This is a genomic window from Lachnoclostridium sp. An169, assembly GCF_002160525.1.
Lineage (GTDB): Bacteria > Bacillota > Clostridia > Lachnospirales > Lachnospiraceae > Mediterraneibacter > Mediterraneibacter cottocaccae.
This window is the reverse complement of sequence record NZ_NFKT01000058.1, coordinates 1-13548: the sequence shown is the minus strand read 5'-3', so window position 1 is coordinate 13548 and position 13548 is coordinate 1. Positions and strand designations below refer to the sequence as shown.

Sequence of the window (13548 nt, the reverse complement as noted above, 5' to 3'; positions counted from 1 at the left end):
CCAGGAGGCTGTCCCATGCCGTATTGACTTCATCCGCGTCTGCGTTTTCATCCGCCAGTACACGCTGTGCTTCTGCCAGAACCTTTTCAAAATATTCCTTTGCGGTATCCGTCACGCCTTCTGTGCTCAGTGACAGCGCATATTCGACGGTCTTCTGAAGCAGGGTTTTATCCACAGATTTCCCTGTTCCGACAGCCACTTTGATCTCCGGTTTCAGATTCATCGGATTATCAAGTCCCATCTCGCTCTCCGCGTACCGGAATTCTCCTAACAGTGTATAAGTTCCATCTGCATCCGCCTCGTATCCCTCAGAATTCCAGGTTACCGGAATCTGATATCTCTGCCCGTCTTCCAGTACTGTCTCTACACGCTTTGGCAGAGCAAGGTCTTCAAATTCCGTTCCTTTCGGAACACAGAGTGTCTCCGGAGCCGTCACTGCATCCACAGTTCCTATACTTACCGGAGTGTCTTGTCCATACACTTCCAGTTCATAAATTCTGGTAACTTTTGTTGCCTGGGAAAGCTGTACCGGTTCTGTCACATAAAGTTTGACATATCTTGTATGAATTGTGTTCTCCAGATTCCGCTCCGTCACTGCATCTATGTTGCCTGTCACAGAATCTGCATCAATCCAGTCACCATCCGCTGCTCCGTCGGGAGTTTCTTTTTCCGTATACTGAAGCTTAAATTCATATGTCACCTTGTCAGCTCCCTCAACAGCTGCATGCACAACCCGCCAGCCTGTTATATCCCTAGCTTCTCCCAGATCCACAACAGCCCACTGCGGAGTTCCGTCTTTAATCGTAGCGGAACACCACTTTGTACTTTCATCTCCGTCTACCAGGCATTCCTTCTGTTCCGTTGCCCAGTCTGTATGCGAAGAAACTGTCAGTTCCCTGCTAAGAGCCACATTATTCGTAACTGTCACATTCCATTTTGCCTGTACCACACCGTCCGACAGCATTTTTACAAGAGCATTTCCTCCTGCCATGCCGACAGCCTGTCCCTCTGCGTTTACCATCACAACAGACGGATCGGAAGATGTCCATGTAACGGTACCTTCTGCTGTCTGTCCTTCGCCAAGATCTGTCTTTTCCCCAAGTTTTACCGTCACGTCTGATGTCGCCACAGTCTTTGACGGATCGGTGAGCCATCCTCCCGCTGCTGCAGCTTCTGCCGTGATCGTATTATAGAGTTCTTCATATCCTTCCGGCGGCTTTTCCATATCCGAAGAGGATTTGTTGTAGATCCACTCATTCGTGCCTTTATCCACCGTACTAGTCTGCGGCGCCCAGATCCGGTTGCCTTCCAGGCGTACGCCGTCTACTTCGTCATCCATATAGAGCGGATATACCCACCCATGTCCGGACTCTGATTTGTAGATTATATTCTCCTCAAAGACATTTCCGTTATCACAGCCCCATGTATACAGACAGCCGCCATCGTCTGTCTTCATCATGTATTCTTCCGTAATATTGTGGCGTACAAGGTTGTTGCCGTCATGCTTAAACTGCTTTGCTTCTTCTCTTGTGAAGTCTCCGCCGTCCGGATGAAGTTCCAGGCGGACCGGATCAAGTTCCTCATATCTTGCTCCGTACTGTCCGAAGAAGTTTCCATAGGAATCTACTCCGAAATGCTTGATCTTCTCCTGGGAAAATCCACTCATCACTTCTTTGTTCGTCCCGACGATAGATATGGAGGAATACGGAACATTTGCTATTTTATTCAGCTCGATCAGGTTGTTATTGCTTCCAAAGAGGCTGATCGCCCCCGCGTGCATATACGGTGCCAGGCCAAGATCAGAAATATAGTTGCGGGATATCACATTGTTTTTATTGATATCAAGTGTTCCTGCTCCATAGCCGAACACTTCAATGCCGCCGCTTCCGGTTCCCGTTATGCAGTTTCCTGCGATCCTGTTATTCTGCGCATAATGGTACAGGGCTATTCCATATGTCCCCGTATTCTTAATCACACAGCCTTCCACTGTACAGCCCTGTACCCCGTCCATATAGATGGCAGCGTCCGGATTCTCACAGTTTCTTTTTACCCAGTCCTCCGGGAACTGGTCTTCCGGAAGCCGGTCTGTATAAGAAAAGCTCAGGTCTTTCAACGTAACATATTCAACCAGATTTTCAAATCCGTCTGCTTCCTTGTCTCCGTTGAACTCAACGATTCTGTATGCTTTCGGAGCAATGATCTGCTGCATATCCAGCTCCTCGTCTTCCGGCCACAGATATACCTTTCCGTTTTCCGAATCCACACACCATTCTCCCGGTTCATCGATATATTTATAGGCATTCATGATGTTGTAAGTACCTGCCGAATCATCGAAGATAGATCCGTCCATAAAGTACAGCGGATTATAGGAATTCAAATATGCTGAATTTTCTTCATAATCGAAGTCCCGCAGTACGGCAAGCGCATTCCAGAAGCCGACCGCCATCAGATTGACCTCAATGTCTCCATTCGATGGAAGTCCTTCAAGACTGTTATCACCAAAATAGATCTTGTGTCCTTTTTCTTCATCGAACACCGGATCTGCATTGTCATTGATCGCCGTATCAATTTTGATCCAGCTCTTAAAGCTATCACTGTTCGTCTGCCTTGATACCTGTTGGCGCACTCCGTCTATGTACAGGTCATGGAAACGCCATCCCTTCTCAATATCAGCCACATAGATATGTCCTTTTGCTTTTTCGGAAGTATATGGAAGGTTCTCATCTGCCGGCTCCCAACCGGTAATCTCCTGTCCACTTGTTATCACAGGTTTATTGCTGCTGTCATAAGCCGTATAAACCACCGGGCTCCCTTTCCTTCCGCTGTCTTCCGGTTCAAACATCAGCGTTTCCTGCAGATTATACTCACCGGGCATAATGTAGACGGTCACGCCCCCATCCGGAATCTCTTCCATGGCGCGAATCGTATCTCTTGCCTTTTCAATCGTAGCAAAGGGCTGCGCTTCACTACCATCATTATCATCGGAGCCTTCTGTTGAAACATAGAAGAATGTCTCACACGGCAGCGTCTCCCATACTTCAACTGCACATTCCGCATACTTGTCCGGATTCTGAACCGAAGCCGCGCGAATTACCGCGGTACCTTCCGCCAGTGCGGTAACTCTGCCATTTTCATCTACAGAAACCACATCTTCATTATCCGTGGACCAGAGTACGGACTTGTCCGTAGCTGTCACCGGGAGTACTTCTGCTTTCAGATCAAAGCTTCCCCCTGCTTCCAGTTCGATGTTGTCCTTATTCAAAGTGACACTTTCCACCGGAATAGTCCTGTATGTTCCATTTACCGTGAAACGACTCACCGAAATATCGGCTCCGCCCACCTCGATTCCTGCTCCGCCATATTCCAGAGTCGGTCCGCTGCTGCCGTCATCTTCATAGTTAAGTACCGCCGCGCCGTAATCTTCTCCTGCTTCTGCAATATAGGCTGCTACAGCTGTTCCGGCAAATTCCAGTTTCATTTTATACTCTGTCCCCGGAATCATTTCATAGTCTGCTGTCTCCAGTACGTGGCCCGCATTCCCGTAGTTCTTGTTCAGTTCAAGTTCCTGATCTGCCCTTCTGTAATAAAAACACAGCCACTGACTTTCCTGCTTCCTGCCGACGATGCCGACACAGTCATAAGCCGCCATCCCGGCATCCTCCATGGTCCATTCATTGAGTGTAAATTCCATCTCTACCGAATAATCCACCCATCCGGTCTCACCGATCATCACAGATGCCTTTCCATCCCATGGAGTACCCCTGATATGGAATACCTGTCCTTCCCCGGGCGTGTCCTGCTCGAGGGTATACTCTCCTGTCGAATAAAGCTGCCAGGCAGGATCAAGCTCTTCTCCTGAAAAATCGTCCTGAAAGAGTATACCGTCCGCTCCGGACTCTTCTGCCTCTGCCGCCATAACAGCTGCCGGCTGCAGGGCAAGCGCTGTTCCAAGGAAAAATCCCAGCGCCCTTTTGAAAATCATTCCTTTTCTTCCCATAGATATCTCCTTTCTTGAATATGGTGAGATTATTATAGGAAGAGTATTTGTTTATTTACAACTATGAAATCCTGTGTTATGTTTCTTTTCTGGTCAAATATTACTATCTAATTTCCCTTCCGTGTCACCCGTACAATATCACCTGTTGATTAATATATACAAAATCCGGTCAATCGCTCTTCTTTTTGTACAGTTTCTAAAAACAGATATGGGGCAGGCACTGCACTACGCTGTATATATATGTAAATATATATGTAGAAACAGTGTCTCTGCCCCATATAGCAGCCATATTATTCCCGCACACAACCGGGGAACCGTAAATTTTAACCAATCCTCTCAAACACCGGAATCACATCCAGAGGAGCGTCCGCCCTCACAGTCTGCCCGCCTTCATAGATCCGTCCCGTCTCCTGTTCCTGCCATCCTGCTCCGGCAGGCAGATACACATCCCGCTCCCGCTGCAGATATTCTGTCACCGGAGCCACAAGGAGATTCTCCCCGAAGAGGAACTCGTCGCTGATCTCCCATACTCTTTCATCCTCCGGGAAATGATAGAACAGCGGACGCATCACGGGTGCTCCCGTACTGCTCGCCTCCTCCATCAGCTTCCGTGTCAGCGGACGCATCCTTTCCCGGATCCCGATGTATTTTTTCATAATCCCGCAGTTTTCTTCCCCGTAGGACCAGATCTCGTTTTCCGCACCGCTGGCGCATCTTCCGCCGCCGTTGCATCCGATGGGTTCTCTGTACGGCTTCCGGTTTCCGTGGAGCCGCATAACCGGACAGAATGTGCCGTACTCAAACCACCGGATCAGAAGCTCCTGAAACTTCGGATCACGGATATCTCCTCCGATAAAACCTCCGATATCCGTAGTCCACCAGGGGATTCCCGCCATCGCCATCTGCAGTCCGCAGACGATCTGGATTTTCAGCGATTCAAAGGTAGAAGGAATATCTCCCGACCAGACAAGTGCCCCGTATCTCTGGCTTCCCGCCCAGGCACAGCGCACAAGACTTACGACCTCTTCTTCGCCCGCCTCCTTCATTCCGTCATATACCATTTTTGTATACCAGAGCGGATACATATTTCCCACTTCTGTAACCGGTCCCTGAAGGTATCTGTAATTTTCAAAATCATAGCTCGAGTATTCCGGTTCCGCCACATCCAGCCAGAACAGGCGGATTCCCCTGTCATAATAATTTTTCTTCAGCCGGTTCCACACAAACCTGCGGGCATCCGGATTCGTCATATCCACAAACGAAGTGGGATCGATCATCAGCATGGTGATCTTCACGCCGTTTTCCGTCTGCACGAGAAATCCGTTTTCTTCCATATATTTATAATCCGGCGCATTCACTGCCACGGTGGGCCATACCGAAACCATCAGCCGGGTTCCCATGCTGTCCAGTTCCCGGACCATCGCCTCCGGATCCGGCCAGTACTTAGGGTCAAAATCCCAGGTTCCTTCAAGAGTCCAGTGAAAGAAATCCGCCACAATCACATCAAGGGGGATTCCCCGGCGGTGATACTCTCTCGCCACCTCAAGCAGTTCTTCCTGGGTCTGGTAGCGGAGCTTGCACTGCCAGAATCCCAGACCGTATTCCGGCATCATGGGCGGTTTTCCTGTCACCGCCATGTACTGCTGCAGGATCTCCGCCGGGCTGTCCCCTGCCGTGATCCAGAAGTCGATCTGCTTTGTGTTCTGCGCTTCCCACTCCGTCATGTTTTTCCCGAAGGATACCCGTCCGATCCCCGGATTGTTCCAGAAGAACCCGTATCCCAGACTGGAGTACACGAAAGGCACGGACGCCTGGGAATTTCTCTGGGCAAGCTCCAGAAAACTCCCCTTCAGATTGAAGATTCCGTTCTGATACTGCCCCATCCCGTACAGTTTTTCCTGCGGGTCTGACGCGAACTTCATACTTGCCCGGAAATTCCCGCCTGCAAGCATTTTCAGCTCTCTCGACCGGATCCCCAGGCTTGTGCTCCGGTCCGCCTCATACTCTGCCAAGAGGATATCTCCCTTCTGATTCCGGAAAACCAGTTTTCCTTCCTTGGTCACATCAACGCTGATTTTCCCATTGGCCATCTTTGCCGAGTCTCCCCTGTTTATCACGGCAGAGTTGACTTTTCTCTTTTCTTCCGCTTCCTCTTCCGTCCCATTCTCTTTATAAAAAATGGTTATCTCCGGCTGCATCTCTTCTTCCGGCGGAAGAAGCGCCCAGTCCTCATCCTGTATTCCGGACAGCCTTGTTGCCCTCACCCGAAGGCTGTTTTTGTGGAATGCTTCGATCTGGAGTCTTTCCCCCTTCCAGATCCGGATCAGTTTTCTTCCTTCCTGATAAATCATGTTATTCTCCTTTCTTTCCCGCGCCTGTTTCTTCCCTCTTCCCCCGATACCGGGAAGGCGGAAGCCCGAAATAATTCTTAAACATCCTCCGGAAATGCCCCGGATTCATATAGCCGAGCCTCTCTGCGATCTCATCAATGCTGTCGTCAGTGTTCTCCAACATCCTGCGGGCAGCCTCCATTTTCCTGCTTTTGAAATACTGCATGGGAGCTGTCCCGTAGTATTTCTTAAACAGATGGCAGAAATGATATTTTCCCATCCCTGCGCTCCTGCTCAATTCATCCAGGGACAGATCTTCTCCCAGATGCCCGTCCATGTATCCCGCAGCCCCGGCAAGCTCCCGGGGCATTCTGCGGTCTTCCTGCCGGGTGAAATCATAGCCCCGCAGGATCTCCATAACCGTACCGTACAGATGCGCCCCGATCTCTGTCTCTCCTGCGCCGTCCTTTGTCAGAGCAAATGCCTCAAAGAAACGGTCTGCCAGTTTTCTTCGTTCTCCCTTCTCCGTTTCTTCTATTATATAAGGGAGCTGTCCGTTTTCTTTGAGCAGCCCGATCAGCGGGTCCGCCCCTGCCCCGCGGAAGTGGAACCACAGCAGATGTGTGTTATCCTCCGGATCCGAATAATATACATGGGCTTCCATCAGGTTCATAATTCCGCACTCTCCCGCATGGAGCGTATAACTCCTGCCATACTGGTGAATGTAAAATGTTCCTTTCCAGACATAAAAAGCAAGATAATTATAAAATGTTTTGCGGTCAATCCGAAACTCCGGATCCGCCGTATAGCCCATGGCGTCAGAAACGATCAGACATTTTTCCGCCGCCCGGGAAGGCGTCTTAAAAAAGCTGTAGTGATAAAATGTTTCTTCTCTCATACTATATGCCACACTTCCGGGCACCGCAAGAAATGCACGTTTTTTCGCAAATTTCTTTCTGCCCTTTCTTCGAATTCTTTCTATAATAATACTTATCAGTAAACATTGTACACCGAACCGTTTATTCGTCAACAGGAGGGATTCCAAATGAACAGATATACTGCCATTCTGCGCAATGATACTGCCATTCTGCACAATGATACCGCCATTCTGCGCGAACTCGCAGCCAAATACGCTGCCATCGCTTACGAAAACTCGCAGAAACATATGTGGGAGCTTCACGCTTCCTTAAACGATCTCCATCCGCTCCGTCCCATTGTGCTCATCAGCGAACTGCCCTGGCACGAGCTGAATGTGGACGGCTCCCTGTCACTGCGGTGCGAGGATCCGGATTTCCGCGCGGCTGAGGATTATCTGCGCAAAATCATCTTTCAGCACACCTATTTTCCCGGTGACATGATCGTAAAGCCTTATTTCCCGGTGGGCAAAGTCATCCACAGCACAGGGATCGGCGTGGAAGTCAAAGAAGAGATCCGCCTGACAGACCGGGCAAACGGCGTGGTCGCGCACAGATACGAGAATCAGTTCACGAGCATGGAAGATCTGGAAAAGCTCCACGCTCCGGTCATCACTTATGATTCGGAAGCATCGCTTCGCACCCTGCACAAGATCAGCGACGCCATCGCTGATATCATCCCTGTGAAACTGGTCGGGGAGAGCACCGGATATGGGTTGGGACACGGCGTCTGGGACATCATTTCCACCCTGATGGGCGCGGAAGATCTGCTCTATGCGTTGGTAGATGAACCGGAGATGATGCAAAAACTGACCGACATTTTCATGGACACAGCCCGCCAGTACGAGAAACTCGGGCTCCTGAACGGTGACAGCGACTACATCCATTCCTCCAGTGCCGCTTCCCGTAAGCTAGCCGGGAGCATCACCGATCACTGCCATATCCGTCTGGAAAATGTCTGGGGCCGCGGTTACGCCCAGATTCTTGCCACCGTTTCCCCGGAGATGCACGATGAGTTTGAAATCCAATACGCCTGCAAGTCACTTGCCCCCTTCGGTCTTGTGTACTACGGCTGCTGCGAGCCTCTGGACAAAAAGATCGACATTGTAAAGAAGATCCCCCACCTGCGGAAGATCTCCATCACCCCCTGGGCGGACATCAATGTGGCTGCCGAGACCGTGGGAAATGAATACGTAATCTCCGCAAAGCCCAACCCGGCAAACCTTCCCTGTGCAGCTTCCAACCCTGACCTGATCCGCAGGGAACTGAGGGAACTGCTGTCTGCCTGCCGGAAAAACAATACTCCCTGCGAACTTCTCCTGAAAGACATCAGCACCGCAGACTATAACCTGGAAAACCTGGTCGTCTGGAACCGGATCGCCCGGGAGGAGATTGAGAACTTCTCATAAGAAACCACAGGCTTTTCATAACGAAGTCAGCAGAATTTCCATATAGAGCGGAAGTGTCAGGATCTGGCCGGATACTCCTGGCATTTCCGCTGACTGCTTTTACTTCAACCAGTGTACATTCGCAACTTTTTCAAGGGAGTTTTATTTCCTGCCTCTGATTTCGCCGTCTCTGAAATCCTCCACAGCCCGGAACATCGCAAGCAGATTCTTCACCGGTACATTTCCCTGGATATTATGTATCGTATTGAATACAAAGCCTCCGCCCTTTGAGAACAGCTCCAGTCTCTCCGTGACCTCGCGGTATACCTCCTCCGGAGTACCGAAAGGAAGCGTCTTTTGCGTATCAACTCCGCCTCCCCAGAAGACGAACTTGTCTCCCCATTTTTCTTTCAGTATCTTTCCGTCCATGCCCACCGCCGAGAGCTGTACCGGATTGAGGATATCCACGCCGATCTCATGGAAATCTTCCAGGAAATCCGCGACCGCCCCGCAGCTGTGGAAGAACGTTTTCCACTTTGTGTGGCTGTGGATCCAGTCATTCACCTTTTTGTGGTACGGCTTGTAGAATTCCCGGTAGCAGTCCAACGACATGTACGGTCCCGTCTGAATGCCAAAATCCGCACCGGACACATAGATCGCCTGAATCTTATCTCCGCATGCCTGATAGATCAGCTCCGCGTTCTTTATCGCATAATCTGTCTGCATCTCAAACAGTTCATGGATATAGTCCGGGCAGATCGTGGCTGCCATCATAAACTCTGCCAGGTCGCGGATTCCCTGGGGGTGCTTTACATTCGGTCCCGGGATCAGCGCGAAATCTCCCAGTGAAGCAATCGCACTGCTGTAAACGATGCCATATTCTGTCTCATTATAGTAGTAATTACACTTCTCCTCCATGAACCTCAGCTGATCATCCGTCAGCAGCCCGAAGTCGTCTTTAAAATCCTCTCTGGCGCTCCGCTCCTCCGCCTCGTCGCAGGTACATCCCCCGCGCACGATATTGTCAAAGAAAAATCCCGTTTTCGGCATCATCGCCGCAGGCGGCACGCCTCTATCACCCTGCGGATAGAGATAGACTCTTCCATCTTCTCCCTTTGTCGTGTTAAACTGTTCCGGTACGTCAACCTCCAGTCCATTCTGCAGTTTCCACGGTTTTCTCCCCGCATTGGAAAATCCGAACATGTTGTAACCGTTTGACACATCCACACAGTCCACCTGTAATTTCTGACGCACGTCCTCCTCCACTTCTCCGAGAAGCTGAAGCGGCTCACACACCTTTACTTTCCTCTTTTCCAGCCCCAGTGCATCCCGCAGGCCTGCAAGGGCATTGGCATGGATACCTGAGATCGCCGTTGCCCCCAGATCCATCACAACCCTGTCCGGCTCCTGATGATTTAATGTCTGCTGTAATCTTTCTCTGCTGGTCGTCATTTTTCTCTGCCTCCTTCTTGGCATATACCGCCACTTTCCTGATTCTAATTTCATCACTTCCCGTCTGGAACTTCAACAACGATTTCTGATGGTTTCTCCGAATAATGTAAAATCAGGGAAAATCTATACTTTATCGATACAGTCGTACAAATTCGTATTGAAAGAATATGCCGGAAATGATAAATATAAAATATCTTCATCACACCCGTAATCCCTATATTCAGAAAAGCTTTAGATGCAAAATATTTTAAAAGGAGAATCTTAAAAATGAAAAAACAAATCGTGATCGGCGTATCCGGCGGTTCCGGAAGTGGAAAGACTCATTTCTGCAGAGAATTTGCAAAAATGTCAGAGAGAAAGACCGCGATCATCCACGCGGACCACTATTTCAAAAAGGAGCTTCCAAAAATGATCTCCCCGCTCACCCAAAAAGAATATGACGACTGGAACAGCCCGGAGTCTTTAAACTATGAAAATCTGCTCTCAGATGTCAGAACAGCCGCCGCGGAGGAGAGCGGCGTGATCCTGGTCGAGGGAGCATATATTTTCATTTACAAAGAACTAAGAGAAATGATGGATCTGAAGATCTTTGTTGATACGGATATCGATCTTCGTCTTTACCGGCGCATCAAGCGGAATATGGAGCTCTTCCATATGGAAATGGATGAGATTGCAGAATACTTTACCGAATCAGCGAAGTTCCAGGAAGAGATCTACTCAGCGCCGACAAAGATCTATGCCGATCTGATCTTCAACGGAGCAAAATCGTTTGATATCCCGGTTCGCATGGTCCAGGCTTATATTGACAGTATACTGGGGTTCTAGAATATGGTAAATAAAGACGACTTGTTCATATAAATAGTAAATAATAGAAAACCTCACAAGATGATGTTAAAATATATATCGTAGAAATCGACCAATTTAAGGAGAGATCGTAATGGTCAGAGAAGCTGCTGAAAACGATTTAAATGGATTGCTTCATTTGTATAAACAATTACATAACAGCAAAGTCACCATAAATTTAGATGAATTATTAAAACTTTGGAGTCAAATTGTGCAAGATAATAATCATCATGTTATTGTAGTTGAAGAAGACGGTAAAATAGTTTCTTCCTGTGTCTGCGTAATTATTCCTAATCTAACACACAACCAACAGCCATATGCTTTAATAGAAAATGTCATTACAGATGAAGCATATAGGAAAAAAGGACTTGCGACAAAATGCCTTGATTATGCGAAAGAAATTGCTATAAAAAAGAAATGTTATAAGATTATGTTACTAACTGGCTCCAAGAAGAATGCAACTTTCCAATTCTATCGAAATGCGGGCTATAATAGTGAAGATAAAACAGCCTTTATACAATGGATTTGACATATTGGGGTTTATGAAAATTTTAGGCATTTCCAACAAACAAGAGTGTACTATGCACTCCAACCGTCAGAGGACCAGAACGAAGAAGGCCTGATCCGTTGGATGCGTTTCTTAAGTGGGAAGAGCCAAAAGGAGTTCGAGAATATGGCAAAGAAAGACGAATATATTGAAGAAGCCTATAATGAACTGAAAAAGCTGAGCCTGGACGAGAAAAAGCGCCTGGAATATGAGGCAAGGGAACGCGCGCTTCACGACTATAATACACAGATGCAGAGTGCAGAACGACGCGGAGCGCATGAGACATTAATGCGACTGGCCGTAAACATGGCAGGAAAAGGAAAATCTCTGGAAGAAATTGCCGAAGTTCTTGACCTGGATACTGATGAAGTGAAAGGACTGTTAAAGGAATCCCAACAGTCCAATCATATGCATGTGCTCCAATAAGCCGAAATCTCTCATATACTCAACCTGGCAAAATATTTGAAATTCTGCGGGCACAGCCTGTCCCCGTAATGTGGAGACACGCTGTGCCCGTTTTTAGCTTCTGCTTCCCTCTTCAACCACGGAGAGAAGCAGTATTTATAATGTAGTATGAATATCAATGAATCGAAAATTTTAGAGCTGAATATCTCAGCAGAGCAAAGATCCGCACCCGGACAATCGTGTCGGGTCTGAAAACACGGCTTTTTCTCACTTTATGTCGTGTAAATATATCACCTTTCGGCGTACTCTGTTGATTAAGGAGGTATTGCAAATGGATCAGAAAAAAATCGGCCGGTTTTTGAAAACACTGAGGAAAGAAAAAAATATAACCCAGGAGGTGTTAGCGGAAACATTGAATGTATCCAGCAGAACCGTATCCCGATGGGAAACGGGAACCAATATGCCGGATATCAGTTTACTGGTTGAACTATCTGAATTCTATCAGGTCAGTATACCTGAAATAATCGATGGAGAAAGGAAAAGTGAGAAAATGAATCAGGAAACAAAAGCTACTGCGCTCAAAATGGCGGAATACAGTAAAAATGAGCTTACTACAGAAAAAAAGAAAATAATAAGTGTTTTCCTTATGATTTTCGGCATAGTTATTATCATTTCTGCTCTGGCAGTCTTTCCGAATGAAAGCAGCTGGGGAAGCATTTATGCGATTATCGGCGGATTTATCTTAACCGCAGGAATCTATTTCAGGATTAAGTCTGTGCTGCTGAAAAGAAGATCACGGATATTGTGCGTCGCCGGATGTATCCTTGTATTATTCGGAATATTTACTGTTTCAGATTATATTGCAGTTACGGAATTTCATCAGGTCCCCAGATTCAGTTATGAAAAATCTTATGGCGAAAATATGGTTGTGCACAAAACATTATTTTATACGGTCAGACAAACAAATCCCGGGACCAAGGATGAAAAGATCGAAGTTCTTAAGTAGAAAGAGACTGGTCCCCGATATAAAGAAAGAGCCTGCCCCCAATACTACGGGAGACAGGCTCTTCTGCTTGTCCAGCATAATTATCTTCTGAACTTCATTCTTCTTATTACAATCACTGCTCCTGCTGCCACTGCCGCCAGTGCCATTGCTGCTGCCGCTGCCGCAACCGGGGCTGTATCTCCGGTCTGCACGGTGTTCTGACCGTTCTGACCATCCGGCATCTTCTGTCCATCCTGATCCGATGTTGCCGAATTGCCGTTGTCTGTTCCCGGATTATTCCCGTCATCGGAATCTCCCGGATTATTCGGATTGCCTGGATCACTCGGATTGCCTGGATCGCTCGGGTCACTTGGGCCACTCGGATCGCTTGGATCGCTCGGATCGCTCGGATCACTCGGGTCGCTCGGATCGCTTGGATCACTCGGGTCACTCGGATCGCTTGGATCACTCGGGTCACTCGGATCGCTCGGGTCACTCGGATCGCTCGGGTCACTCGGGTCGCTCGGATCCTCTGGATCGGTCGGATCCGTCGGGTCACTCGGATCGGTCGGCTCTTCCGGATCGGTTGGCTCTTCCGGATCGGTCGGATCAGTCGGTTCACCCGGATTCTCCTCCTCGATCGGCACCAGTGCGTCCCTTGCTGCCGCCAGTTCTTTCTCTGCCTGA

Annotated in this window: 9 protein-coding genes and 1 pseudogene; 5 read left to right on the top strand and 5 right to left on the bottom strand. The window is 48.4% G+C overall.

The features are described 5' to 3' along the window. The 3 genes from B5F07_RS21720 to B5F07_RS21710 form a co-directional block, all read right to left on the bottom strand. Positions 1 to 3997, bottom strand: a 3997-nt coding sequence (locus tag B5F07_RS21720) for an Ig-like domain-containing protein (RefSeq protein WP_087163279.1), incomplete at its 3' end; no start/stop codon positions are given. Between the two features lie 323 nt (positions 3998 to 4320). After that, complete coding sequence (locus B5F07_RS21715) at positions 4321 to 6348, bottom strand: glycoside hydrolase family 31 protein (RefSeq protein WP_087163278.1); 2028 nt, start codon at positions 6346 to 6348, stop codon at positions 4321 to 4323. A gap of 1 nt (position 6349) precedes the next feature. Next, entirely contained in the window at positions 6350 to 7225 is an 876-nt protein-coding gene (locus B5F07_RS21710; RefSeq protein ID WP_162613199.1) for an AraC family transcriptional regulator, read from the bottom strand. 147 nt (positions 7226 to 7372) lie between these two features. Here B5F07_RS21710 and B5F07_RS21705 point away from each other — a divergent pair, with 147 nt between their 5' ends. After that, complete coding sequence (locus B5F07_RS21705) at positions 7373 to 8650, top strand: hypothetical protein (RefSeq protein ID WP_162613198.1); 1278 nt, start codon at positions 7373 to 7375, stop codon at positions 8648 to 8650. A gap of 141 nt (positions 8651 to 8791) precedes the next feature. Here the strand turns inward: B5F07_RS21705 and B5F07_RS21700 are convergent, their stop codons facing one another. Continuing rightward, positions 8792 to 10081 carry a uroporphyrinogen decarboxylase family protein gene (locus tag B5F07_RS21700; RefSeq protein WP_087163275.1) on the bottom strand — a complete coding sequence of 430 codons (1290 nt, stop codon included), beginning with the start codon at positions 10079 to 10081 and terminating at the stop codon, positions 8792 to 8794. A gap of 267 nt (positions 10082 to 10348) precedes the next feature. Between B5F07_RS21700 and B5F07_RS21695 the strand changes: the two genes are divergently transcribed. The 4 genes from B5F07_RS21695 to B5F07_RS21680 all read left to right on the top strand — a co-directional run bounded on the left by B5F07_RS21695 (position 10349) and on the right by B5F07_RS21680 (position 12882). Next, positions 10349 to 10906, top strand: coding sequence for a uridine kinase family protein (locus B5F07_RS21695; RefSeq protein WP_087163274.1), 558 nt, complete (start codon positions 10349 to 10351; stop codon positions 10904 to 10906). A gap of 112 nt (positions 10907 to 11018) precedes the next feature. After that, positions 11019 to 11453, top strand: a complete 435-nt coding sequence (locus B5F07_RS21690) for a GNAT family N-acetyltransferase (RefSeq protein WP_087163273.1) — start codon at positions 11019 to 11021, stop codon at positions 11451 to 11453. 102 nt (positions 11454 to 11555) lie between these two features. Next, the gene (locus tag B5F07_RS21685) at positions 11556 to 11897 is read left to right on the top strand and encodes a hypothetical protein (RefSeq protein WP_204248882.1); all 342 of its coding nucleotides are present in this window, start codon (positions 11556 to 11558) and stop codon (positions 11895 to 11897) included. A 310-nt stretch (positions 11898 to 12207) separates the two neighbouring features. Next, a complete protein-coding gene (locus B5F07_RS21680) occupies positions 12208 to 12882 on the top strand; it encodes a helix-turn-helix domain-containing protein (RefSeq protein ID WP_087163271.1) in 675 nt (224 codons plus the stop codon). Between the two features lie 80 nt (positions 12883 to 12962). On the opposite strand, the pseudogene B5F07_RS23240 reads toward B5F07_RS21680, so the two are convergent. Next, positions 12963 to 13548 (bottom strand): annotated as a pseudogene (locus B5F07_RS23240) (hypothetical protein); the annotation flags it as partial.